This window comes from Marinimicrobium koreense (assembly GCF_003762925.1).
GTDB lineage: Bacteria > Pseudomonadota > Gammaproteobacteria > Pseudomonadales > Cellvibrionaceae > Marinimicrobium > Marinimicrobium koreense.
This window is the reverse complement of sequence record NZ_RJUK01000001.1, coordinates 2015556-2040725: the sequence shown is the minus strand read 5'-3', so window position 1 is coordinate 2040725 and position 25170 is coordinate 2015556. Positions and strand designations below refer to the sequence as shown.

General features: G+C 60.6%; 21 protein-coding genes. 16 read left to right on the top strand and 5 right to left on the bottom strand.

What is annotated here, in order from left to right; genetic code table 11:
* The first annotated feature begins 1 nt into the window (after window position 1).
* From EDC38_RS08915 to EDC38_RS08895, 5 genes are all read left to right on the top strand, one after another.
* Window positions 2-802 carry an ABC transporter ATP-binding protein gene (locus EDC38_RS08915; RefSeq protein WP_123638200.1) on the top strand — a complete coding sequence of 267 codons (801 nt, stop codon included), beginning with the start codon at window positions 2-4 and terminating at the stop codon, window positions 800-802.
* A complete protein-coding gene (locus EDC38_RS08910) occupies window positions 792-1511 on the top strand; it encodes an urea amidolyase associated protein UAAP1 (RefSeq protein ID WP_123638199.1) in 720 nt (239 codons plus the stop codon). The genes EDC38_RS08915 and EDC38_RS08910 overlap by 11 nt, the downstream gene beginning before the upstream one ends.
* 22 nt (window positions 1512-1533) lie before the next feature.
* The gene (locus EDC38_RS08905; protein ID WP_123638198.1) at window positions 1534-2172 is read left to right on the top strand and encodes an urea amidolyase associated protein UAAP2; all 639 of its coding nucleotides are present in this window, start codon (window positions 1534-1536) and stop codon (window positions 2170-2172) included.
* A gap of 283 nt (window positions 2173-2455) precedes the next feature.
* Window positions 2456-6070: an urea carboxylase gene (uca, locus tag EDC38_RS08900; RefSeq protein ID WP_123638197.1), complete on the top strand. Its 3615-nt coding sequence runs from the start codon at window positions 2456-2458 to the stop codon at window positions 6068-6070.
* A gap of 431 nt (window positions 6071-6501) precedes the next feature.
* A complete protein-coding gene (locus EDC38_RS08895) occupies window positions 6502-6891 on the top strand; it encodes a DUF3859 domain-containing protein (protein ID WP_123638196.1) in 390 nt (129 codons plus the stop codon).
* Between the two features lie 16 nt (window positions 6892-6907).
* Here EDC38_RS08895 and EDC38_RS08890 read toward each other — a convergent pair whose 3' ends face one another.
* From EDC38_RS08890 to rsgA, 3 genes are all read right to left on the bottom strand, one after another.
* On the bottom strand, window positions 6908-8392 hold the full coding sequence (locus EDC38_RS08890) for a RimK family protein (protein WP_123638195.1): 1485 nt from the start codon (window positions 8390-8392) through the stop codon (window positions 6908-6910).
* A gap of 4 nt (window positions 8393-8396) precedes the next feature.
* Entirely contained in the window at window positions 8397-9206 is an 810-nt protein-coding gene (locus EDC38_RS08885; RefSeq protein WP_123638194.1) for a sulfurtransferase, read from the bottom strand.
* A gap of 102 nt (window positions 9207-9308) precedes the next feature.
* Window positions 9309-10319 carry a small ribosomal subunit biogenesis GTPase RsgA gene (gene rsgA, locus EDC38_RS08880; RefSeq protein ID WP_123638193.1) on the bottom strand — a complete coding sequence of 337 codons (1011 nt, stop codon included), beginning with the start codon at window positions 10317-10319 and terminating at the stop codon, window positions 9309-9311.
* A gap of 144 nt (window positions 10320-10463) precedes the next feature.
* On the opposite strand from rsgA, the gene orn reads away from it, so the two are divergent.
* Window positions 10464-11024, top strand: a complete 561-nt coding sequence (orn, locus tag EDC38_RS08875) for an oligoribonuclease (RefSeq protein ID WP_123638192.1) — start codon at window positions 10464-10466, stop codon at window positions 11022-11024.
* A 136-nt stretch (window positions 11025-11160) separates the two neighbouring features.
* Here orn and gnd read toward each other — a convergent pair whose 3' ends face one another.
* Both gnd and queG read right to left on the bottom strand, forming a co-directional pair.
* Window positions 11161-12612 (bottom strand): decarboxylating NADP(+)-dependent phosphogluconate dehydrogenase, encoded by a 1452-nt coding sequence (gene gnd, locus EDC38_RS08870; protein WP_123638191.1) that lies wholly within the window; start codon window positions 12610-12612, stop codon window positions 11161-11163.
* A gap of 195 nt (window positions 12613-12807) precedes the next feature.
* Window positions 12808-13923 (bottom strand): tRNA epoxyqueuosine(34) reductase QueG, encoded by a 1116-nt coding sequence (gene queG / locus EDC38_RS08865; protein ID WP_123638190.1) that lies wholly within the window; start codon window positions 13921-13923, stop codon window positions 12808-12810.
* Window positions 13924-13992: 69 nt separating this feature from the next.
* Between queG and EDC38_RS08860 the strand changes: the two genes are divergently transcribed.
* The 10 genes from EDC38_RS08860 to EDC38_RS08815 all read left to right on the top strand — a co-directional run bounded on the left by EDC38_RS08860 (window position 13993) and on the right by EDC38_RS08815 (window position 25144).
* Window positions 13993-15516 (top strand): NAD(P)H-hydrate dehydratase, encoded by a 1524-nt coding sequence (locus EDC38_RS08860; RefSeq protein ID WP_123638189.1) that lies wholly within the window; start codon window positions 13993-13995, stop codon window positions 15514-15516.
* The gene (tsaE, locus tag EDC38_RS08855; protein WP_123638188.1) at window positions 15509-16021 is read left to right on the top strand and encodes a tRNA (adenosine(37)-N6)-threonylcarbamoyltransferase complex ATPase subunit type 1 TsaE; all 513 of its coding nucleotides are present in this window, start codon (window positions 15509-15511) and stop codon (window positions 16019-16021) included. Before EDC38_RS08860 ends, tsaE begins: the two co-directional genes overlap by 8 nt.
* A 145-nt stretch (window positions 16022-16166) precedes the next feature.
* On the top strand, window positions 16167-17459 hold the full coding sequence (locus EDC38_RS08850; RefSeq protein WP_123638187.1) for an N-acetylmuramoyl-L-alanine amidase: 1293 nt from the start codon (window positions 16167-16169) through the stop codon (window positions 17457-17459).
* A 45-nt stretch (window positions 17460-17504) separates the two neighbouring features.
* Window positions 17505-19376 (top strand): DNA mismatch repair endonuclease MutL, encoded by a 1872-nt coding sequence (mutL, locus tag EDC38_RS08845; protein ID WP_123638186.1) that lies wholly within the window; start codon window positions 17505-17507, stop codon window positions 19374-19376.
* A 619-nt stretch (window positions 19377-19995) separates the two neighbouring features.
* A complete protein-coding gene (gene miaA, locus EDC38_RS08840; protein ID WP_123638185.1) occupies window positions 19996-20988 on the top strand; it encodes a tRNA (adenosine(37)-N6)-dimethylallyltransferase MiaA in 993 nt (330 codons plus the stop codon).
* 112 nt (window positions 20989-21100) lie between these two features.
* Window positions 21101-21361: an RNA chaperone Hfq gene (gene hfq, locus EDC38_RS08835; protein ID WP_024461140.1), complete on the top strand. Its 261-nt coding sequence runs from the start codon at window positions 21101-21103 to the stop codon at window positions 21359-21361.
* A gap of 20 nt (window positions 21362-21381) precedes the next feature.
* Window positions 21382-22698, top strand: a complete 1317-nt coding sequence (gene hflX, locus EDC38_RS08830; protein ID WP_123638184.1) for a ribosome rescue GTPase HflX — start codon at window positions 21382-21384, stop codon at window positions 22696-22698.
* Between the two features lie 119 nt (window positions 22699-22817).
* A complete protein-coding gene (hflK, locus tag EDC38_RS08825; protein ID WP_123638183.1) occupies window positions 22818-23984 on the top strand; it encodes an FtsH protease activity modulator HflK in 1167 nt (388 codons plus the stop codon).
* Window positions 23984-24859 (top strand): protease modulator HflC, encoded by an 876-nt coding sequence (gene hflC, locus EDC38_RS08820; protein ID WP_123638182.1) that lies wholly within the window; start codon window positions 23984-23986, stop codon window positions 24857-24859. Before hflK ends, hflC begins: the two co-directional genes overlap by 1 nt.
* Window positions 24860-24958: 99 nt before the next feature.
* Entirely contained in the window at window positions 24959-25144 is a 186-nt protein-coding gene (locus EDC38_RS08815) for a DUF2065 domain-containing protein (RefSeq protein ID WP_123638181.1), read from the top strand.
* Window positions 25145-25170 lie beyond the last annotated feature (26 nt).

Here is a 25170-nt window from a genome sequence, read left to right as displayed (position 1 = left end):
TATGAGTTACATCAAAATTGACAAACTGTGGAAGCGCTATGGAGACACCGTGGTGCTGGAAAACCTGAACAAAACCGTGGAGCGCGGTGAGTTCATTACCATTGTCGGTGCCTCCGGATGCGGCAAGACCACCTTTCTGAAATTGTTGTTGGGCACCGAGTCCCCTTCTCAGGGAATGATCGAACTCGATGGAAAACCGCTGGTGGCGGAGCCCGGTGAAGATCGGGGAATCGTGTTTCAGCGCTACTCGGTGTTCCCACATATGACCGCGCTGGAAAACGTGATGCTATCCATGGAGTTTGAGCGCAGCCCGCTGATGGCGCGTCTTTTTGGGGGTGCCCGCCGGCAGGCTCGGAAGAAGGCGGAGGAAATGCTGGAGGCGGTAGGGCTGAGCCATGCCCTGCAAAAATACCCCCATGAATTGTCCGGGGGCATGCAGCAGCGACTGGCCATTGCCCAGTCGTTGATCAAACAACCGCGCATCCTGTTATTGGATGAACCGTTCGGAGCCCTGGACCCCGGAATCAGGAAGGATATGCATGAACTGGTGATCAAACTCTGGCGGGAACTGAATCTGACGGTGTTTATGATCACTCACGACATTCAAGAGGGCTTTTACCTTGGCACCCGCCTCTGGGTATTCGACAAAGACCGGATCGATCCGCACGAGCCTGAAGCTTACGGTGCGCGGATAACCTATGACCTACCGGTGGGAGAGACAGATGAAGCCCTACTGAAAACCATTGACGACAACCTGAATCAAACTGAACAGAAAAAGGAGACGCTTCACCATGGCCAATGAAGCTCTGTACGAATACACCCTGCCACCGGCCAGCCACTGGTCCCTGCGCCTGCGGCGCGGCACGGCCATGGAGCTGACCGACCTCGAAGGCGGCGCCAACGTCGGCATGTTGTTTTATAACCCGGAAAATCTGCTCGAACGCTATAACGCGCCAGACACGCTGAAGTGTCAGCATACCTTCAAGCTTACGCGCGGCCACTGCCTTTATTCAGACATGGGACGAATTTTCGCCTCCATCGTGGACGACAGCCTGGGCTGGCATGAAACCGTCTGCGGCACCAGTAACGCGCAACAAGTGGCCGAGCAGTGGGGCAAGCGCGATTATCAGAATGATCAGAACCAATGGCATCAGGACGGCACCAGTAGCTTTCTGGTGGAGCTGGAAAAATACGGACTGGGCCCGAAAGACCTGGCCGCCAACCTCAACTGGTTCAGCAAAGTCGCCCCGGATGCCGAAGGCAACCTGGCATTGGCTGAGAACCACTCGAGCGCGGGCAGCCGCGTCCTGCTGCGCTTTGAAATGGACACATTGGTGGTGCTTCACTCCTGCCCGCACCCAATGAACCGCGAGCTTGAATACCCACGCAAGCCCGTGGGCATCCGCCTGCTGCAGGCCGATCCGGTGACCGATGACGACTACTGCAAAAACTTCCGCCCGGAAAACCGCCGCGGCTTTGAAAATAACCGTCTCTATTACCTGGGCGCATGAGTCAGGGCAGAGGAGAACACCCATGATCAAAGAAAGCACACTCAAATCCGAAGACGCCAGCGTCCGCGACACCGTCGGCGCGGGCGACTACTACCTGAAAGTGATCAAGGCCGGCCAGACCCTGCGCATCCTCGACCTTGAAGGAAACCAGGCCGCAGACACCCTGTTCTACAGCGCCGATGATCCCACCGAGCGCTACAGCGCCATGGACACCATCCGCGAACAGGGCAACGCCTACCTGAGTGCCGGCACCCGCCTGCGCTCCAACTACAACCGCGTCATGCTCGACATCGTCGCCGACACCTGCGGCCGCCACGACACCCTTGGCGGCGCCTGTGCCACCGAAAGCAACACCGTGCGCTACGACCTCGACAAACGCCACATGCACGCCTGCCGCGACAGCTGGATGCTCGCCATCGCCGAACACGAAGAACTGGGCCTGAGCAAACGGGACATCACCCACAACATCAACTTCTTCATGAACGTGCCCATCACCCCGGACGGTGGATTGACGTTCGAAGATGGCATCTCGGCGCCCGGAAAATACGTGGAGTTGAAAGCCCAGATGGACACCATTGTGTTGATTTCCAATTGTCCGCAGTTGAATAACCCGTGTAATGGGTATGATCCGACGCCGATTGAGGTGTTGGTTTGGGATTAGGGGGGGCGTTGGGTTACGGCGGATGCGCCTGCGGCTTATCCGCCCTACGCAAACTTCCGCTGGCACGGAGGTCTGGAGCGGGTACAACGATTCAAGACCGTGGAGCCGGGGACCGGCGATCCGAGCCTACAGGGATGTATTTACGGCGTGTCTTGAATCGTTGTACCCGCTCCAGACCGGACTCAACTGAAAGCCTCCAGACCTGTATATAGCCTCATCGGGACGACCCGGTAGGGCAACGAATCAAGCGGGACGACCCGCACCGACATCGAGAGACCATGCGATGTTCAACAAAGTCCTGATCGCCAATCGCGGCGCCATCGCCGTGCGCATCATCCGCACCCTCAAAGAACTCGGCATCGGCTCCGTCGCCGTCTACGCCGAAGCCGACGCCGACTCACTCCACGTCACCCTGGCAGACGACGCCTACTCGTTAGGCGAAGGCGCCGCCACCGAGACCTACCTCAACCAGGAAAAACTCTTCGCCGTCATCGAGCAGAGTGGGGCCCAGGCCGTGCACCCCGGCTACGGCTTCCTCAGCGAAAACCCCGACTTCGTCCGTGCCTGCGAACAGCGCGGTGTCGCCTTCGTCGGACCCACCCCCGAACAGATGAACGCCTTCGGCCTCAAACACACCGCCCGCGCCCTGGCCGAAGAAAACAAGGTTCCCCTGCTACCGGGCACCGGCCTGCTCAAAGACCTGGAAGAAGCCGTCACCTCGGCGGAGCACATCGGCTACCCGGTCATCCTGAAAAGTACCGCCGGCGGTGGCGGCATCGGAATGCAGACCTGCTACAGCGAAGCCGAGCTGCGCAAAGCCTTCGACAGCGTCAAACGCCTGAGCGCCAACAACTTTTCCAACGATGGTCTGTTTGTCGAAAAATACATTGAAACCGCCCGCCATATCGAAGTGCAGGTATTTGGCGACGGTCAAGGTAACGCCGTCGCCCTGGGCGAACGAGACTGCTCTTCCCAGCGCCGCAACCAGAAAGTGGTCGAAGAGTGCCCCGCGCCGAACATTCCCGACACCGTGCGCAAACAGCTGCACGACACCGCCGTGCGCCTGGCCGAAGCCGTGCACTACCGCAACGCGGGCACCGTGGAGTTCATTTACGACGCCGGTGAAAACACCTTCTACTTTCTGGAAGTGAACACTCGCCTGCAGGTAGAGCACGGCGTGACCGAGCAGGTCTATGACGTGGACCTGGTGGCCTGGATGCTGCGCCAGGCCGCCGGAGAGCTGGGAGATATCAAGCCACTGGGAGCCTCTCTGAAGCCCCGGGGGCATGCGCTGCAGGCGCGCCTCTACGCCGAAGACGCCAACAAAAATTTCCAGCCCAGCGCAGGCTTGCTGAGCGCCGTGGACTTTCCCCCGGCGGATGGCCAGGCGCTGCGGATCGATACCTGGGTGGAAGCGGGCCTGACGGTTTCGCCGTACTTCGACCCCATGCTCGCCAAGGTGATCGTCTGGCAGGACGATCGCGCCCGGGCCATCGATGCGCTGGACCAGGTATTGGCCCAAACCACCCTGGAGGGCATCGAAACCAATGGCGATTACGTGCGCCGTATTATCGCGACGCCCGAGTTCCACGCCGGTGAAGTGCACACCCGGTTTCTGAATGATCTGGCGTATCAGCCGCACACGATGGACGTACTGGCACCGGGCACCATGACCACTGTGCAGGATTTTCCAGGACGGGTCGGCTACTGGGATATCGGGGTGCCGCCCTCGGGTCCTTTCGACAATTATTCACTGCGCCTGGGTAACCGTCTGCTGGGTAACCCCGAAGGCACCGCCGGCCTGGAGATTACCCTCAACGGCCCGACTCTGAAGTTCAATACCGCCACGGATTTTGTTCTCGCAGGTGCGGCCTTGCACGCGACCCTGGACGATCAACCGGTTCTGTTTTGCCAGGTGGTGCGCGCCGAGCCGGGGCAGGTATTGACCATCGGAAAAGTCGTCGCCAGCGGCGCGCGCGCTTATCTGATGGTGGCCGGAGGCATTCAGTGTGCGGATTACCTGGGGTCGAAGTCCACCTTTACCCTCGGGCAGTTTGGCGGATTTGCCGGACGGGCTTTGCGCACCGGCGATGTGTTGCATCTGGTGGAGCAACCACTGTCGGAGCAGAGCTCCAGGGCACCGGAGGCCCTGCGCCCGGATATTGACGGCAACTGGCAGTTGCGGGTCATCTACGGGCCTCACGGCGCCCCGGATTTCTTTACCGAACAGGATATGCGCACCTTTTTCCAGCATCGCTGGGAAGTGCATTACAACTCCAGTCGCACGGGCATCCGCCTGATCGGTCCCAAACCCGAGTGGGCCCGCTCCGACGGCGGTGAAGCCGGGCTCCACCCGTCCAATATTCACGACAACGCCTACGCCATCGGCACGGTGGATTTCACCGGGGACATGCCGGTGATCCTGGGCCCCGATGGTCCGTCCCTGGGTGGCTTTGTCTGTCCGGTGACCGTGATCGCGGCCGACCTGTGGAAACTCGGTCAGCTGAAAGCGGGAGACAAATTGCAGTTCGTCCCGGTGAGTCTGGCCGATGCCAATCGCCTGGAGCGGGAACAACAGACCCAACTGGCGCAACTGGACTCGACCGAGAGTGAACCGGCGCAGCCTTTGGCCATCGACGAGCTGATTGCCCGCACTCCGGTGCTCAAAACCCTCTCCGGTGACGAGACCGGCGTGCCGGTGGTCTATCGACCGTCCGGCGACAAATATCTGCTGGTGGAATACGGGCCTCTGCAGCTGGATATCCGTCTGCGCTTCCGGGCGCACGCATTGATGCTCTTTCTGCAGGAGCAGGGCGTTGACGGCATTATGGAAATGACTCCGGGCATCCGCTCTTTGCAGATCCACTATGAAAGCCAGCAGTTGTCGACAGACCGGCTGCTCGACCTGCTGGAAAAAGCCGAACACAAGTTACAGAACATCGACGAGTTGGAAGTGCCTTCGCGCATTGTTCATCTGCCCCTGAGCTGGGATGACCCGGCCTGTCGTCAGGCAGCGGAAAAGTACATGCAGTCGGTGCGCAAGGACGCCCCCTGGTGCCCGGACAACATTGAGTTTATCCGGCGCATCAACGGTCTGGACTCCATCGATGAAGTGAAGAAGATTCTGTTCGAGGCCAGCTATGTGGTCATGGGGCTGGGTGATGTCTATTTGGGCGCGCCCGTGGCCACACCCCTGGACCCACGGCACCGTTTGGTGACCACCAAGTACAACCCCGCGCGCACCTGGACCGCAGAAAACTCGGTGGGCATCGGCGGATCCTACCTGTGCGTTTACGGCATGGAAGGGCCGGGCGGTTATCAGTTCGTCGGCCGCACGCTGCAGATGTGGAACCGCTACCGAAAAACCCGGGAGTTCACCAACCCCTGGCTGCTGCGCTTCTTCGACCAGATTCGCTTCTATGAAGTCAGCCATGAAGAGCTGCAACAGATTCGCAGGGACTTCCCGAAGGGCCAATACCCGCTGCGCATTGAAGAAACCACTTTCAAGCTGAGCGACTACGAGGCATTCATCGAGCAGCACCAGTCGGAGATTGATGCCTTCGTCAAGAAGCGCAATGGTGCGTTCAACGAGGAGCTTCAGCGCTGGATCGATAACGGTCAGATGAATTTCGACACCAGTGGTCAGGAGGCGGCCGAAGAACAGGTGGACGCGTTGCCCGAGGGCGCCACGGCGGTGGAAAGTCATGTGGCCGGGAATATCTGGCAGTTTATGGTCAAACCTGGCGATAAGGTGAAGGCCGGAGATGTGGTGTGCATTCTCGAGTCGATGAAAATGGAGATTGAGGTGGCAGCGCCGGAGGCGGGGGTTGTGGATTCTCTCTCCCGCGCCGAAGGTCAGTCCGTTAATGCCGGGGACCGGTTGTTGGTGTTGGGTTGAGTCGTTGTGGAGCTTCGTATCGGAGTGCTGCGGCTGGGTAACGGCGGATGCGGTCTTCGACCTTATCCGCCCTACGGATAGCAGTGCAGGTTGCGTAGGGCGGATAAGCGCAGCGCATCCGCCGTTGCCTTACTCCTCCCTAAGGTACCTTTGCCCAAGGTCGTTCTCCTGATGAGGTCAGGTGAGGGGAAGCCCTTCCAAGACCGTGGAGCGGGGGACCCGCGATTCGAGCCTACATGGACGCCCCACATGGATGTGGGAAGTGTCCCGAAGCGCCGGGAGCGCGAAGGGGACCGTATTTACGGCGTGTCTTGGAAGGGCTTCCCCTCGCCTGACCGGGCGTGATGATACAGAGGCCCAATAACGAACCGAAAACCCTGAAACCACCCATGGTACAATTCGGGTTTTGAACCAACCATTACTCGGGTGCCATGGCCAAGAAAAAACCGGAAGTCAAACTGCGCAGTTGGGGCGTCTATACCCCGCTGGATCCCAACTCCAAGGAGCTGCCGCAGCTGATCAAAATGACGCGGGACATCCCCTGCGAGCTGGATATCGAATTCGGCTACATCGTCAATATCAAAAAAGCCAAAAACCGCAAGCTGCAGTATTGCATCTACCACCCGAATATTCCCGATGAAGACGGCAACCCCCTGCCACCCTTCGACGGTGAGGTGTATATCAAACAGAACGACTGGGATTTCTTTATCGGCGATACCATCTGGAAGCCGGTAGAGAACAAGCAGGGCCCCTGGCGCATTACCCTGGCCATTGACGGCCAACTGATCGCCGACGAGACCCTGACCCTCATCCTGCCTTAACGTTGACCTGGGGCGCTTACAGAGCCTCACGCAAGCGGCGGATGGTCTGCACCCGATTGATGAACTCCTGCATGATCAGGTTGTAGAGTTCATCGCCGATAAATTCATCCTCCACCCCGGCATCGATACTCGGGTTGTCGTTCACCTCAATCACCACCACCCGCTTGCCGCTCTGCTTCAGATCCACGCCGTAGAGTCCCTTGCCGATCAGCCCCGCCGCCTTGATCGCGGTGTCGATGACTTTGCGCGGCACCTCATAGGTGGGCATGGTCTGATAGCCCCCGGAGGGATCTACGGTGTTGTTGTGATCGTAAATCTGCCAGTGACCGCCGGCCATGTAGTATTTACAGGCGTACAGCGGCTTGCCGTTCAGCACCCCGACGCGCCAGTCATAATCGGTGTACATGAACTCCTGAGCCAGCAGAAGGGCGGACTGTTTCAACAGCTCGGTAACGGCCCGGTCCAATCCTTCCCGGTCTTCCACCTTGACCATGCCCCGGGAGAATGACCCGTCCGGGATTTTGACGATCATGGGGAAGCCCAGCTCGGCGGCGACTTTATCGAGCGCGGCTTTGGAGCGGGTGGAAATCAGTCGGGTGGTGGGGGTATCCACCTTGCGGGCGTTGAACAGATCGGCCAGGTACACCTTGTTGGTACAACGGATGATGGACTGCGGATCGTCAATCACCGCGAGCCCCTCGGCCTCGGCCCGGCAGGCGAACTGAAAGGTGTGGTGGTCAATATTGGTGGTTTCCCGAATAAACAGCATGTCGTATTCGGGTAGCTTGCGGATGTCCTTGCGGCCGATGAAGTCGACATTGATACCCTGCCGGTTACCCGCTTTCACAAATTTCTTCAGCGCTTTGTCGTCGCTGGGAGGCAGCTTCTCATCCGGGTTGACCAGAATGGCCATTTCGTAACGGCTGACCTTCTGGGCTTTGGGTTTGCGCCACAGTTGCGCACTGAAACGATCCAGGGCGTTGGCAAAGGCTTCCTGCTCCGGCTCGGTCAGGGTATGCACCGGCGCCACCTTGAGGCTGTTGATGCGCCAACCGCCGCGCCAGTTCAGTTCGACCTTGAGAATCGGGCAGGGCTGTTGCTCAAACAGTTCCCGGGCAAGCTTTTTCAGTTCCGGCACGCTGCTTTCTCCGAAGAACACCCAGAACTCGAAGGTACTCGTCTCGCGATTGGCCAGCTTGGTGAGAAACTTGTCGGCCTGGCTGTGGAGCTGCTCGGCAATCACTGAAAAACTGCTGTGATTGCGCAGATCGTTCAGGGTTTTCACCGACGGAATCACCGAGTGCCCCCGGGCTTCCGCCAGCAGCGAGCAGTAATAGCCTTTGCTCAGGTAGCTGAATTTGCGACACAGGTTGATGACCCGGGTGCGATTGGTTTTCGCCGGCGGCAGCTGCAGGTAATCATCAAAGGTGATTACCTGCTCACTGGGGAAGTAGGGTGCCCAGTCCTGGGCGGACTCAACAACAATGAGCAGTCGTGACATTCAATCAGATTTCCACAGGGGTGTCGGGATGGTTGCCCCACTCGGACCAGGAGCCGTGATAGCCCTTGATGTCAAAGCCGAGCGACTTGCCGACCAGATAAGTAAAGCCCGAGCGATGATGGCTCTGGCAGTGGGTGACAATGCGTTTGTCTTTGGTCAGCCCCTGTTTGGCCAGAAAGGCTTCGGCGTCGGGGCGGATACGCAGGCCGTTGCGATGGTCCATCAACTGAGTCCACTCCACATTCACGGCGCCGGGGATATGCCCCCCCTTTTGGGCGAGCACTTTTTCGCCCCGGTATTCAGACGGTCCCCGGGCATCCCAGACGACAAAATTTGGATCTTCCAGCGCCTCGAGGATATCCGGAATTTCCACCACAACGCTCGGGTCGAGACTGACGTGGGCTTCGGTAAAGGGCGGTTGCGGAATCTCCCGGCTCAGGGGCAGCTCATCGCTCTTCCAGGCCTGCAGCCCTCCATTGAGATAGGAGTAATGCTTGTGCCCGATGGCGTCCAGGGTCCAGATAAAGCGTCCGGCCCAACCGCCGCCTTCATCGTCGTAGACGACAAAGTGCGTATCGGGGGTCAGACCCAGGTAGGAAAACAGCCGATTGAGCTGCTCCACGCTGGCGATGCGCCCCGGGGCGGGCGGGATATTGCTCAACAGCATTTGCGGTGGAATGTGCAGGGCCCCTTCGACGTGACCGTGCTGATAGCTCGGTTCGCTGCACAGATCCACAATGCGCAGGTTTTCCGGCGGTTGTTTCAGCAGCTGAGCGAGGTCAGCGGGTTCGATGATCAGTGGCAGGTCGGCCATAGTGAAATTCCTTTGGTTACTGCATCGGGTTACTGCATGGTCTTCAGTTAGCATAACGCCGAATACGCGGGACTCAATAGTAAAATGCGGACTTTGTCGCATTCAGCCGCGTGGTGAGTTCAAACTGTCGAGAATCTGTTCACAACTACTCATTCGTTGAGGGCTGATCTCGCCGGATTCAAGGGCTTTCTCCAGGGCGCAGCCCGGCTCGCCCTGATGGGCGCAATCGCGGAATTTACAGTGCCCCAGGTGAGGACGAAACTCGATGAAGTTTTCCAGTACCTGATCGCGACTCATATGCCAGAGCCCGAACTCCCGCACCCCCGGGGAATCAATCAACTGGCCGCCCCCGGGAAAATGGAACAGCTCGGCATTGGTGGTGGTGTGACTGCCGGTCTGACGCTCGGAGAGTTCGCCCACACGCAGGTCGGCGTCCGGCAACAGGTAGTTGGTCAGTGAAGACTTGCCAACCCCGGACTGGCCGACAAATACGCTGGTGAAGTCCTTGAGGTAGTCGGCCAGCGCGTCCATACCCTCGCCGGTCTCGGCGGAGACTCGCACGACCCAATACCCCAGGCTGCGATAGAGGGATTCCATCCGTTTGATCTTGTCGACAATACGGGCATCAATCGCATCGCACTTGTTGATCACCAGCGCCGGGGTGATATCGCTGGCTTCGGCGGCCACCAGGTAGCGATCCACAAGACTGAAGTGGGGCTCGGGGTAGGGTGCAATCACGATCAGCGCCCGGTCTATATTGGCGGCGACGGTTTTCAGGTCACCGTAGGGATCCGGGCGGCACAGCTCGGAGCGTCGCGGCATGACCGCTTCCACCACACCGTAGGGTGAACCGTCGCGCCAGACGACCTGGTCGCCCGTCACCAGAGAGCCCAGGTTGCTGCGAAAGTGGCAGCGTTTGCGCTCGCCGTTGGCCTCAACCAGCACCAGAGTACCGAAGTGAGTCACCACCAACCCTTCCTGTTCCGCCCCCAGGGCGTTTTCATCCAGATCCTCCACGGGGCCCGACTGCTTGCGTTGGGCACGGGCCTGGCGTTCTTCCTGGATCTTCTGGATGCGCCAGTTCTGGCGACGGGTCAGTTTGCGTTTACTCATGCAGGGCGTGTGTTCTCCGCGCGGTAATGAGGCGGCCGGTTGTTCCCGGCGGGCCTGCGGGTTAATCTTGGTGGCGATTACGGGCATTGTGCCCTATCTGTCTGGATAAAGTCTCGCGTCAAACACGCTCTAGGAACCGATTGTATGTCAAATGCTGCCACACCCAATGAAAACAACCTGATCTGGATCGATCTGGAGATGACCGGGCTGGACCCGGATTCGGATGTGATCATCGAAATTGCGACCATTGTGACCGATGCCCATCTGAATGTACTGGCCGAGGGGCCGGTGTACGCCATTCACCAGCCGGATTCGGCACTGGCGGCCATGGACGACTGGAACACTAGGCAGCACGGCCAGTCCGGCCTGACCCAGCGGGTGAAAGACAGCAACATTTCTCTGGAAGAGGCCCAGGCCCAGACCATCGCCTTTCTGGAGCAATGGGTACCGGCGGGCAAGTCGCCCATGTGCGGTAATTCCATCTGCCAGGACCGGCGCTTTCTGGTGCGCGGTATGCCCAGGCTGGAGCGTTATTTTCACTACCGGAATCTGGATGTGTCGACGGTGAAGGAGCTGGCCCGGCGCTGGCGGCCGGAGGTGGCCGAGGGGGTCAAGAAGAGTGGGGCACATCTGGCCCTGGACGATATCAAGGACTCGATTGAGGAGTTAAAGCATTACCGGGAGACGTTTTTTCGGATGGAGTGAGGGTTGAGTTGAGTGGTGGAATGAAGTGCGGTAACGGCGGGTGCGCGCTTCGCGCTTACCCGCCCTACGCATAGCTTAGAGGGTCGTGTAGGGCGGATAAGGCCAAAGGCCGCATCCGCCGTAACCCAAACGGGACTTAAACGTTATAGGTGGAAGAAGCCGTATCCCCACCACGCCCGGTCCAGTTGGTGTGGAAGTGCTCACCCCGGGGCTTGTCGACCCGCTCGTAGGTGTGGGCACCGAAGTAGTCCCGCTGGGCCTGAAGCAGGTTCGCTGGCAGACGCTCACAGCGGTAGCCGTCGAAGTAGTTCAGGGCGGCGGTAATGGCCGGGGCCGGAATACCGCTGGTGATCGCGGTAGCGGCCACGCGGCGCCAGCCGTCCTGAGCGGCATCAATTTTACCGTTGAAGTAGTCATCCATCAGCAGGTTCTTCAGATCGCCATTCTTGTCGAAGGCGTGCTTGATGTTGTCCAGGAATCCGGAGCGGATGATGCAGCCACCGCGCCACATCAGGGCGATGCCACCGTAGTTCAGATGCCAGCCGAATTCCTTCGCCGCTTCGCGCATCAGGGCGTAACCTTGGGCGTAGGAAATCATCTTGGCCGCCAGCAGTGCCTGACGCAGGTCGTCCACAAAGGCTTTCTTGTCGCCCTCGAACTTCACTTTCGGGCCATTCAGCACTTTGGACGCTTCCACGCGCTCGTCTTTCTGGGCGGACAGGCAACGGGCAAAGACCGCTTCACCGATCAGGGTCAGGGGAATACCCATGTCCAGGGCGATGATGCCGGTCCACTTGCCGGTGCCTTTCTGGCCGGCTTTGTCCAGAATCTTTTCAACCAGCGGCTCGCCGTCTTCTTTATAGGCGAGGATGTCGCGGGTAATTTCTACCAGGTAGCTGTTCAGCTCACCCTCGTTCCACTCGGCGAACACCTCGTGCATTTCATCGTGGGTCATGCCCACCAGGTCTTTCATCAACTGATAGGCTTCGCAGATCAGCTGCATGTCACCGTATTCGATGCCGTTGTGGACCATTTTCACAAAGTGGCCGGCGCCGGCTTCGCCGACCCAGTCGCAGCAGGGGCTGCCATCGTCCACTTTGGCGGCGATGTCCTGGAAGATGGGCTTGACGTGCTCCCAGGCCGCCGGAGAACCACCGGGCATGATGGACGGGCCGGTCAGGGCACCCTCTTCGCCACCGGAAACGCCGGTACCGATAAACAGCAGGCCTTTGCTTTCCAGGTATTCGGTGCGACGGTTGGTGTCCGGGTAGTGGGTGTTACCGCCGTCGATGATGATGTCGCCCTTGTCCAGGTGCGGGATCAACTGCTCGATAAAGTCGTCTACCGCCTGTCCGGCCTTGACCATCAACATGATTTTGCGCGGCTTGGCCAGGGACTGCACCAGCTCTTCAACCGAGGAGGCGCCGCGAATGGTTTTGCCTTTGGCGCGGCCATTGACGAACTTTTCCACCTTGTCGGTGGAGCGGTTGTACGCGGTCACGGTATAGCCTTTGCTGGCCATGTTCAGAATCAGGTTCTCGCCCATCACGGCGAGGCCAACCAGGCCGATATCGGATTTCTCTTTCATAGAGTCTGCTACCTGTCTCTCGGGTTGATGTGGGTGATGGTCATTATTGGCGCCCGGACGTCGGTACGCGCTTTATCGTCGATGTTTTCAAAAAAGGGTGCGTATTATTCACGTTTATCACTCAAATTAACAGGGTGATCGGGTCAATAGCGCTAATAGTTATAATCTAAATCCCTGTTATAACGCTGTTTTTACCTATGATTCGCGCTTTCGGCGAATTTTCCGCTTGCGGCGGCGGTTGGGTCGAGCCTGCTGCTGAAGGGCCCAGTCAATATGCTCCTGGACCATCGGGCTGGCCAGGGGCCGCCTGGCCTCTAGCGCCGCGATGATGTCCGGATCGGAGGGCGCATTGCCCAGGCCTACCGCCAGGTTGCGCAGCCAGCCCTCGTAGCCGGTTCGGCGGATGGCCGAGCCCTCGGTGCGGGTCAGAAACTCCTCTTCGGTCCACTGAAACAGTGTCAACAGGTCCTGCCGGTCCAGATCGTGCCGGGGGGAGAAATCCCGTTCCCGGGTGTGTTGGGCATAGCGGTTCCAGGGGCACACCGCCTGGCAGTCATCACAGCCGAACACCCGGTTGCCCATGGGCTCGCGAAATTCCTCGGGAATCGGTCCCTTCTGTTCAATGGTGAGGTACGAAATGCAGCGGCGGGCGTCCAGGGTGTAGGGCTCGGGGAAGGCGTCGGTGGGGCACACCTGCAGGCAGGCGCTGCAGGTGCCGCACTGGTTGGGTTGCTCGGATCGATCCACCGGTAGTGGCAGGTAGGTGAATAGTTCTCCGAGGAAAAACCAGCTGCCCGCCTCGCTGTTCAGGATCAGGGTGTGCTTTCCCGTCCAACCCAGTCCGGCCTTGTCCGCCAGCGGTTTCTCCATCACCGGGGCGCTGTCCACAAAGGGCCGCTGTTGACCTTCCATCATTTCCGGGGGGAGGGCGGCCTCGATTTTCTTGGCCAGGGTCGCCAGGCGTTTGCGAATCAGTTTGTGGTAATCCCGACCCAGCGCGTAGCGGGAAATGTAGGCTTTGGTGGGGTCTTTCAGGATCTTGATCTGATCGGTATCGGCCGGGAGGTAATCCATCCGCACCGAAATGACCCGGATGGTGCCGGGGTGCAGCTCCGGTGGCCGGGAGCGTTTGTCGCCGTGGGCGGTAAACCAGTTCATGGTGCCGTGGTAGCCGCGCTCGAGCCACTGCTTCAGTCGCGCCTCACTCTCCTGCAGGTGGGTATCGGTAATGCCCACCTGCTGAAAGCCCAGCTCCCGCCCCCACAGTTTGATGTCGTCGGCGAGTTGTTGAAAGTCCACGGAGTGCGGCATAGATCGTTACGGGATTCCGGTGAGTTCGCGTATAATTCTGCCAGATATCGCGACCAAATTGAGGATTCTATGAAATTGACGTCGGTCGACGCGCCAGAATTTCCCCGCACTCTGTACACCTCTGAACAAACCCGGCAGCTGGATAAGCGGGCCATTGCCAGTGGTATTCCGGGTGCTCAGTTGATGAAACGGGCCGGGCGAGCCGCCTTTGGGCAACTGCTGCAACGCTTTCCTGGTCCCGCCGCCATCACGGTTTACTGCGGCGGCGGAAACAATGCCGGGGACGGCTATGTCATCGCCGGCCTGGCCGCCCAGCGTCGCATTCCGGTTCGGGTGATCGCCGTGGGTGATCCGCAAAAACTCACCGGAGAAGCGGCCGAGGCACGGGATTATGCGTTGCAGGAAGGCGTAGACGTCAATGCCCTACCAGAACGCGGGCCCGAGGAGGGCGTTATTGTCGATGCGCTGCTGGGCACGGGTATCAGCGGTGAGGTGCGACCGACCTATGCCGAGGCGATTGCGCAGATCAATCAATCCGCTTTGCCGGTACTGGCGGTGGATGTTCCCTCGGGGCTCAACGCGGATACCGGAACGGAAATGGGAACGGCGGTGCGCGCGGCCCTGACGGTGACCTTCATCGGCGCCAAACGAGGCCTGCTGACGGGGCGTGGGCTCGCTCTGTGCGGGGAGTTGGTGTTTGCCGGCCTGGGGGTACCCGAGGCCGTATACGCGGAGGTGCCCGGTGAGTGCCACCGGTTTGAGCTGGCCGAGGCGCTGGCTGCCCTGCCGGCCCGCGCTGTGGATGCCCACAAGGGCGATTTCGGCCACGTCATGATTATTGGCGGTGACACCGGCTATGGCGGCGCGGCCATTATGGCCGCCGAGGCGGCGGCTCGAACCGGTGCCGGTCTGGTCAGTCTGGCGACTCGTCCCGAACATGTGGCACCCGCGCTGACCCGTTGTCCGGAAATCATGGTCTGCGGGGTGACTTCGGGGCAGGAACTGGAACCCTGGTTGGCGCGACCCACCGTGCTGGTGGTCGGCCCAGGCCTGGGGCAGTCGCCCTGGTCAGAACAGATGTTGCAGCAGGCTCTCCAATCCGGTCTGCCGCTCGTCCTTGATGCCGATGCCCTCAATCTGCTGGCGGCGCAGCGGCCCGCCGTGGCCGAGGCTCGGGATAACTGGGTTTTGACGCCGCACCCCGGAGAGGCGGCGCGCTTGTTGCAGAGCGTCACCAGCGAGGTGCAACGCGATCGCTTTGCGGCCGTCGCCGCCTTACAAAAGCGTTTCGGCGGCGCCGTCATCCTCAAGGGGTCAGGATCGCTGGTGGCGACACCCGAGGGCCCGCTCGAAGTGATCAGTGCCGGTAACCCCGGCATGGCCTCCGGCGGTATGGGGGATGTACTGAGCGGCATCCTGGGCGGCCTTCTGGCGCAGGGGTTGAGTGTGGATCGGGCGGCAGCATTGGGTGCGGGACTGCACGCGGAAGCGGCGGATCTGGCGGTAGGTGACTGGGGCGAGCGCAGCCTGCTGGCCACGGATCTGATCCCTGCACTATGCCAATTGTTGCAGGCGGAGCCGGGCCATGTCTGAGCCGATCCATCGTTCGGTTTACCTGGCCGATGAGAGCGCCACGCTGGATCTGGGTGCCTCCCTGGCAGAGGCGCTGCGTGAGTGGCCGAACGGGCTGGTGGTGTTTCTCGAGGGCAATCTCGGCGCGGGCAAAACCACGCTGTGCCGCGGGCTCCTTCGCGGACTGGGGCATTCAGGTGCGGTTAAGAGTCCCACCTATACCCTGGTGGAGCCCTATGAGTTGGGCGGGCGGACGCTGAATCACTTTGACCTCTATCGCCTCGGGGATCCCGAAGAGCTGGAATATATGGGGATCCGGGATTATTTTAAGGCCGGGGACGTGTGCGTCATCGAGTGGCCAGAGCGGGGCGCCGGGGTTTTGCCGGAACCGGATCTGCGGGTTACAGTGACGGTCGATGGAAGCGGCCGGCGCGCGCGCTTGCAGGGTGGAACATCGCTCGGTGAGCAGTGGCTGAAGCACTGGGCCGACTTTTCGGGTCTCGAAATGCCCGGAGCGGGAACCTAGCGCCAGCGGGGTGATCAATGACCCCATTAATCGATAGTGTGAGGGACGGACCGTCCGTTATGGAATCTACAATCGTGTCGGGAAAAGCGCTTTGAAAACAGCCTGGAGACAACAAGCGACTCGGTGGGCCCTGGTGGTGCTCCTGATGGGTAGTGGGTCCTTTCCGCTCAGCGCTGCGGATGTGGATAGTGTCCGTCTGTGGCGCGCACCGGACCACACGCGGTTGGTGTTCGATCTCAGCGGCCCGGTGGACCACAAGCTGTTCTCCCTGAGTTCGCCCAGCCGGGTGGTCGTCGACGTTGCCGATACCCGGCTCAAGGCCAGCCTGGATGATCTCGCGCTGGACGATACCCCGATCCGGCGGGTACGCAGTGCGCATCGCAGCGATGGCACTCTGCGGGTGGTGTTCGACCTGAAAGAATCCGTGCGCCCCAAGAGTTTCCTGCTCAAGCGCCACGCCGGCACCAATGACCGGCTGGTAATCGATCTGCACGATCAGGGAAAAAGTCGGGCGGAAGCGCTCGCGGATAAAACCCCTGCCACAACCAGCGGCGATCGGAACGTGGTGATTGCCGTGGATGCCGGCCACGGGGGCGAGGATCCGGGGGCAATTGGCCCCGGCAAACTGTACGAGAAAAACGTGGTGTTTGATATCGCCAAGCGGCTGGTCCGGGAGCTCAATGGGATTCCCGGCTATGAGGCCAAACTGGTGCGCACCGGCGACTATTATGTGCCCTTGCGGGAGCGACGCAATATCGCCCGTAAGATGCAGGCGGACCTGTTTGTATCGATTCACGCCGATGCCTTTACCCACCCGTCGGCCAATGGCAGCTCGGTGTTCGCCCTGTCGCGCAGCGGCGCCACCAGTGAGACCGCCCGGTTTCTGGCCGAACGCGAAAACGAGGCCGACCTGATTGGCGGGGTGGGCAGTGTCAGCCTGGAAGACAAAGACGAAGTGCTGGCCGGTGTACTGGTGGACCTGTCCATGACCGCGACGCTCAACTCGAGTCTGACGGTAGGTAAGGAGGTGCTTGAGTCTATGGGCGGCATCTCCCGGTTGCACAAACCCCGGGTCGAGCAGGCCGGCTTCGCCGTGCTCAAATCGCCCGATGTGCCGTCCATTCTGGTGGAGACCGGTTTTATCTCCAATCCCGGTGAGGCGCGCAAACTGGCCACGGCCCAGTATCGCCAGCAGATGGCGGACCGTATCGGGCAGGGGGTACGCCGTTACTTCGAACGCCAGCCACCGGCCGGCACCTATCTGGCCAGCCGCCGTCAGGGCGGTGGAGATGCGCGGGAGTACACCATCAGTCGCGGAGACACCCTGAGCGCCATTGCCCGCCAGCACAACGTCAGTGTGGATGCCATCCGGCGGGAAAACGGCCTCAACGGTCACGTGATCCAAGTCGGACAGGTACTGAAAATTCCATCGAGCTGAGGCTCGCGGCTGGCCTACGCCAGCCTTTAACCCTATTGAGAATGCATGTCTAGAATTCAATTGCTCAACCCGCGCCTCGCCAACCAGATCGCCGCCGGCGAGGTGGTGGAGCGCCCGTCATCGGTGATCAAGGAGCTGCTGGAAAATAGTCTGGACGCGGGCGCGACCCGCGTTGAAGTGGACGTTGAGGACGGTGGCATCAAGTTGATGCGAGTGCGCGACAACGGCGGTGGTATCGACAAATCCGATCTGCCCCTGGCCCTGAGTCGCCACGCCACCAGCAAGATTCGCGAGCTGGATGACCTTGAGGCGGTGGCCACCCTGGGGTTCCGCGGTGAGGCCCTGGCCAGTATCAGTTCCGTGGCGCGCCTGACCCTGACCAGTAATACCAGCGACGAGAGCGCCGGTTGGCAGGTCACCGCCGAAGGGCGGGATATGCAGGCCGAGCTGGCGCCGGCTGCCCACCCCAAAGGCACCACGGTGGAAGTGCGGGATCTGTTTTTCAATACCCCGGCCCGGCGCAAATTCCTGCGCACGGAAAAGACCGAATACAACCATCTGGACGATGTCATCAAGCGCCAGGCCCTGTCCCGGTTCGATGTCGCCTTCACCTTGCGCAACAATAACCGTGCGGTTTACAGCTGGCGTGAAGCCAGCACCCAGATTGAGCGCGAGCGCCGGGTGGCTCAGGTGTGCGGCCCGGCGTTTATGGAGCAGGCGCTGCACATTGATATCGAGCGCTCCGGACTGCGCCTGTGGGGGTGGGTGGCGCAGCCGAGCTTCAATCGCAGCCAGGCGGACCTGCAGCATTTTTACGTCAACGGTCGGGCCATTCGTGACAAGCTGGTCGGGCACGCAGTCCGTCAGGCTTACCAGGACGTGCTCTATCACGGACGCCACCCGGCGTTTGTGCTGTACCTGGAAGTGGACCCGTCCACCGTGGATGTCAACGTCCACCCGACCAAGCACGAAGTGCGCTTCCGGGACAACCGCCGGGTGCACGACTTCATTTTCAGCAGCCTGCATCATGCCCTGGCTCAGGTCCGCCCGGGGGATCGTCTGGAGTCGGAGACCGAGGCGCCCGAACCAGCCCTGAGCGGAGCCGCCGCAGGCGAATTTCGCCAGGCGCCCATGGGCCTGGCCGCCGCCAGTCACCCGGCCGGCGGGTATCAGCCCCCCGGTGCGCCCGCCCCGGGCGCGGTCGCGGAGCAGATGCGCCAGTACGGCAGCCTGCATCAGCCGTTTAATGGCGGTGCCGGCTACCAGGGCCAGTACGGTGGGGCAGCGGCTCCTTCGGCGACTACACCGATGCCGGAGTCTGAGGATGGCGAGGTGCCGCCGCTGGGTTATGCCATTGCCCAGCTCAAGGGCATTTATATTCTGGCGGAGAACGCCCAGGGGCTGATCATCGTCGATATGCACGCGGCCCATGAACGCATCACTTACGAGCGGATGAAGTCCGCGTTTGGCCAAGGTGGCCTGCAGACCCAACCGCTGTTGGTGCCGGAGAGCATTGCGGTGAGCCAGAAGGAGGCGGACTGTGCCGAGGAGCACGCCGATACCTTCACTCAGTTGGGCTTTGAGTTACAGCGCGCCGGCCCGGAAACGCTTCTGGTCCGCCAAGTGCCGGCACTGCTCAACCGCGCCCCGGTGGCGCAGTTGGTGCGGGATGTGCTCTCGGATCTGATCGAGTACGGCAGCAGTGAGCGGATTCAGCAGCGGATCAACGAGCTGCTTTCGACCATGGCCTGTCACGGCTCAGTGCGCGCCAACCGCCGCCTGACCATCCCGGAGATGAATGCCCTGTTGCGGGATATGGAGGCCACCGAGCGCAGCGGCCAGTGCAACCACGGCCGCCCCACCTGGGCCCTGCAGTCCCTGGACGAACTCGACAAGCTCTTTATGCGTGGGCAGTAGAGCGCTTGGGTGGATTTAGTATTGTCCGGTCAGGTGGGGTATGGCATTCCGGGACACGCCGTGAACCCATGAAGTGCATGGATGCACTAATGCCGCGATGGCATGGATGCCACAGAGCGGCCCCTGGGGGCTCGCATCGCGGGTCCCCCGCTCCACGGTCCCGGAATGCCATACCCCACCCCTGACCTCAGTGCCATGTCCAACTTAGGTGGCGTAGGGCGGATAAGGGCGCAGCCCGCATCCGCCGTTACCCAATCCCCGATTTTTATCCGTGGGTTGTAAGGGTATTTACGACGGATGCGCGCGTTGCGCTTATCCGCCCTACGCGAACCACGATGCTGCTTCTGAGGGCCCGCCATCGGGCAAACCATTCCCAAACCCTCACTTCATGGATGAAGTGAGGGAGCTCCATGGATAGATTTGTTGCGTTTTGGAAATACGCAGCCACCAAAGCACGCGGCGACCTAGGAGGTCCGGATTGGGGTAGACCCTTCCCGGACCGTGGAGCGGGGGACCCGCGATGCGAGCCCCAGGGATGGGTTTACGGCGTGTCCGGGAAGGGTCTACCCCAATCCGGACCGGACTCTCTACGAAGTACTAAAACACGGCGCTATAAACCATGACCAACCGCCAAAAAGTCATCTTCCTGATGGGCCCCACCGCCTCCGGCAAAACCGCCCTGGCCATGGCCCTGCGCGAGCACCTGCCGGTGGAGCTGATCAGTGTCGACTCCACCCTGGTCTACCGGGGCATGGATATTGGCACCGCCAAACCCACCGCCGAGGAGCTCGCTCGGGCGCCGCACCGCTTGATTGATATCCGCGACCCGGCCGATCCCTACTCGGTGGCGGATTTTCGGGCCGACGCCGAGCGGGAAATCGCCGATATTCACGCCGCTGGCCGTATCCCGCTGCTGGTGGGCGGCACCATGCTCTATTTTAAAGCCCTGCTGGACGGCCTGGCGCCCATGCCCGAGGCGGATCCGGCGGTACGCGAAGCCATTGAGCGTGAGGCCGCCGAGCACGGCTGGCCCCATATTCACGCGCAATTGGCCGAGGTGGACCCCGAAATGGCGGCCGAGATTCACCCCAACCACTCCCAGCGCCTCAGTCGTGCCCTGGAAGTCTACCGGGTCAGCGGCAAAACCATGACCGAGCTGCGCCGCGAGCAGCAGGCCCAGGCGGGCCCGGCGTTTACCGAGCGCTTTGATGTCACCCAGTTGGCCATATCTCCCCGTGATCGCAAGGTGCTGCATCAGCGTATACAGACCCGGTTTGAGCAGATGTTGGAACAGGGACTGATCGATGAGGTCAAAACTCTGCGTGCCCGCGGCGATCTCCAGCCCAGCCTGCCGGCGATACGGGCGGTAGGCTACCGTCAAGTCTGGGAGTACCTGGACGCTGAGGAAGGGCCGGGGCCGACCATGAGCCGAAGCGAGCTCTGTGAGCGGGGGGTGGTGGCGACGCGCCAGCTGGCCAAGCGCCAGGTGACGTGGCTGCGGGGTTGGCCTTCACTCTCGTGGATTTACACGCAGGACGAGTCCGGTTCAGATCTCAACTTGCAAGAAATTGTTAAGAACACCTTGAATTCTATGGGTACTACGACCATATAATAGCGGTGTGAGAATCCTAGTCAGTTTTTCATGTTTTTCTGGCCGCCCCCTTTCCAGCTCCAGTGGGGAGGACTTAGGCGGATAAATTTCTATCTCGATAAGGAGAATAACCATGTCAAAAGGGCATAGTTTACAAGACCCTTACCTGAACGTACTGCGCAAAGAGCGTGTACCGGTATCCATTTACCTGGTAAACGGCATCAAGTTGCAGGGTCAGGTTGAATCGTTCGACCAGTTTGTTGTGCTGCTGAAGAACACTGTCAGCCAGATGGTCTACAAGCATGCCATTTCCACGGTTGTGCCCTCTCGCGCTGTGCGTGTTCCTCTGCTGAATCCGGCGGAAGGCGAAGGCGAGGAAGCACCGGCCGAGTAATCTGCCGCTGAGGTAACTACTTGTTTTTTGATCGTCCCGACTCCGGTGAACTGGCGGTGCTGGTTCACCTGGATCTCTCCCACGGCCAGGCGCCGGAAGACCCCCGAGAATTTGAAGAGCTGGTATTGTCTGCCGGTGGCGACCCGATCGCTCTGGTGGGTGGTCAGCGCGCGGCTCCCCATGCCAAATACTTTGTCGGCACCGGCAAGCTCGAAGAGCTGCAGGCGGTGGTGAAGGAAAATGGTGCGGAGCTGGTCATCTTCAACCACACACTCTCTCCCAGTCAGGAGCGTAACCTGGAGCAGGCACTCGAGTGCCGGGTTCTGGATCGTACCGGCCTGATTCTGGATATTTTTGCCCAGCGCGCCCGCACCTTTGAGGGCAAATTGCAGGTGGAGTTGGCGCAGCTGCGTCATATGGCCACGCGCCTGGTGCGCGGCTGGACCCACTTGGAGCGCCAGAAGGGCGGTATCGGCCTGCGGGGCCCGGGTGAAACCCAGCTCGAAACCGACCGTCGACTGCTGCGCGGGCGGATTACCGCCATCGAGAAGCGGCTGGCCAAGGTGCGCACCCAGCGTAATCAGGGGCGCCGTTCCCGCCAGCGAGCGGACATTCCAACGGTGTCCCTGGTGGGCTACACCAACGCCGGCAAATCCACGCTGTTCAACCAGATTACCGATGCCAAGGTGTTCGCGGAGAACCAACTGTTCGCCACCCTGGATCCGACCATGCGTCGGCTCGAAGTGCCCGATGTCGGCGCGCTGATTCTGGCCGATACGGTGGGCTTCATCAGCCATTTGCCGCACAAGCTGGTGCAGGCCTTCCGGGCGACCCTAGAGGAGGCCAGTAATTCCAGCCTGCTGCTCCACGTGATCGATGCGGCGGCGGAGGAGCGGCTGCACAATATCGAGCAGGTCGAGGAGGTGCTGGCAGAAATCGGCGCGGCTGAACTGCCGGAATTGCGTGTCTACAACAAGATTGATCTGCTCGGTATGGAGCCCCGTATCGATCGTGATGACCACGGCAAGCCGATCGCCGTGTGGCTGTCTGCACAGACCGGGCAGGGGGTCGAGTTGCTGATGGAAGCCATCTCCGATGCCCTGGGGCGGGAGATGGTTGCCGGGCGGCTGCAGCTCAAGCCCGAGCAGGGGCGCCTGCGGGCCAAGCTCTATCAACAGCAGGCGGTGGCCGACGAACAGCACGGCGAGGACGGCTCGGTGTTACTGGAGATACGGCTGCCCAAAAGTGATCTGATGCGTTTGCTGAGCGCTGAAAACCTGCGCTATGACGAATTGCACTGGGCCGACGGAGACGATTCCGGCCGAATTGCCTGTTAGAGCGGCGCCCGACTTTGCTAGAATCTCGCTCTTGCCGGAGCGATCTGCTTGACGGTACCCGAATATCCATTCCGCAGTGCCTGTCGCTGGGGAAAGACGTTAATCGACGGAGAGTCAATATGGCCTGGAATGAACCGGGAGGCGGGGGTAAGGACCCCTGGGGAGGCGGCAATAACAGCGGCCCGCCGGATTTGGATGAAGCCTGGAAGAAATTTCGCGATCGGCTGAATGGCCTGTTCGGCGGATCGGGCGGTGGCTCCGGTAGTGGCGGCAATGCCGGCAGTGCCGCACCTCTGGTGGGTATTGTGCTGCTGGTTGCGGCCGCCATTTACTTCGTGCTCGGTTTCTATGTGGTCGATGCCAAAGAGCGCGCGGTGGTGCTGCAGTTCGGTGCATTCCAGGAAATCAAGGATGCCGGGCTGCGCTGGAATGCGCCGCTGATCACGACTGTCTTTGTGGAGAACGTAACTGAGGAGCGGCAGTACCCTTCCCGTGGGCTGATGTTGACGCAGGACGAAAGCATCGTCGAGCTGCCGATTACCGTGCAGTACAACGTCAATGACGTGAAGGCGTTTGTGCTGAACGTCCGCGACCCGGAAAACAGCCTACGCCAAGCCGCTGACAGTGCGCTGCGTCATGTGGTGGGTTCAAGTGAGATCAATCAGGTGCTCTCCGGGGGGCGTCAGCTGATTGCGGATGAAGTGCAGCAACGCCTGCAGAATTATCTGGACAGCTACGGCGCGGGTATCGCCGTGCGTGAAGTGAACATCCAGGAGGCTCGCCCACCGGAAGAGGTGCGCGACGCTTTTGATGATGTGATCAAGGCCAAAGAGGACGAAGAGCGCCTCAAGAACGAAGCCCAGGCGTACGCCAACTCGGTGATCCCTCAGGCCCGCGGTCAGGCCCAGCGCATGATCGAGGAGGCGGAGGCCTACCGGGCTCGCGTCGTGGCCGAGGCGGAAGGTGAGTCCCGCCGCTTTGAGCTGCTGATGGCCGAATTCGACAAGGCCCCCGAGGTGACCCGGCGTCGCCTTTATATCGACGCGGTTGAGGAAGTGTTTTCCAAGGCCAGCAAAGTCATGGTCGATGTGGAAGATGGCAACAACATGATGTATCTGCCGCTGGACCGTCTGCAGAACCGTCAGAGCGATGGGGCGTCGGGCAACGCCGGCCAGACCGGTATGTCGGCCGACGCGCTGCGGGATGTCACTGAGCAGGTGACCCGCGAGCTCAATCGTCGCCCATCCAGCGCCACGCGAACCAACACTCGGGGGGATATTCGCTGATGTCCAATAAAGGTATCTTTACCCTGGTCCTACTGGGTGTCCTGGTTCTGGTTGGCGCCAATACGGTATTCATTGTGAATGAATACGAGCGCGCCGTTGTGCTTCGTTTTGGTGCTCTGGTGAACGCGGATGTACAGCCCGGCGTACACATCAAGCTTCCCTTCGCTGACCGTGTCCGTAAATTCGATGGTCGGATATTGACCGCTGACGCCCGTCCCGAGAGTTTTTACACGGTGGAGAACAAGCGCTTGATCGTCGACTCCTATGCCAAGTGGCGGGTCAAGAACGTCGAGGCCTACTACAAGGCCACCGGTGGTCAGGAAGATGTGGCTGATGCCCGTCTCGCCTCCCGTGTGGCGGACGGTCTGCGTAACGAGGTCGGTCGGCGCACCCTGCATGAAGTGGTCTCGGGTGAGCGGGACAAGCTGATGGAAGATCTGACCGCTCAGATGAACGAAACCGCCATGGAGCTGCTGGGGGTTGAAGTGATTGATATCCGCGTAAAGCGGATCGATCTGCCTGACGATGTCAGTGAGTCGGTTTTTGACCGGATGGCCGCTGACCGCGAGAAGGAGGCCCGCGAGTACCGTGCCACCGGTCGCGAGCAGGCGGAAGTGATTCGGGCGGATGCCGATCGCCAGCGCGCGGTGCTCGAGGCCAACGCCTATCGCGATGCTGAACTTCTGCGTGGTGATGGCGATGCCAGGGCGGCGGCCATTTACGCCGCGGCGTTCAACCAGAACCCGGATTTCTATGCCTTTGTGCGCAGCCTGAATGCCTACAGGAATGCCTTCAACGGCAGTGATGACCTTCTGGTGGTGGACCCGTCGAGCGAGTTTTTCCAGTACCTGAAGAACGCCGAAGGCCAAAAATAGCCGGGCAATGGGCACCATTTGCCCGCAAAAAGTGCTAAAATCCTGCCGCCGGGCGCGTGAAGCGCCCGGTTTTTTGTGTCCGGTTTGGGAGTGGCCGCCATGTGGGAAGACCTCGCGCGCGCCTTCTGCCTGATGCTGGTGATCGAGGGCATACTTCCGTTTCTGTACCCCCAGCGCTGGCGCCAGGCCGTGGCAACGCTGGCCAGGGTAGATGATCGCCGACTGCGCACCATGGGTCTGGTAAGTATGCTTATCGGGGCCGGCCTGCTGCTGTGGCTTCGTTAGACGTTGTCTCCCGGCCGGGACCATTG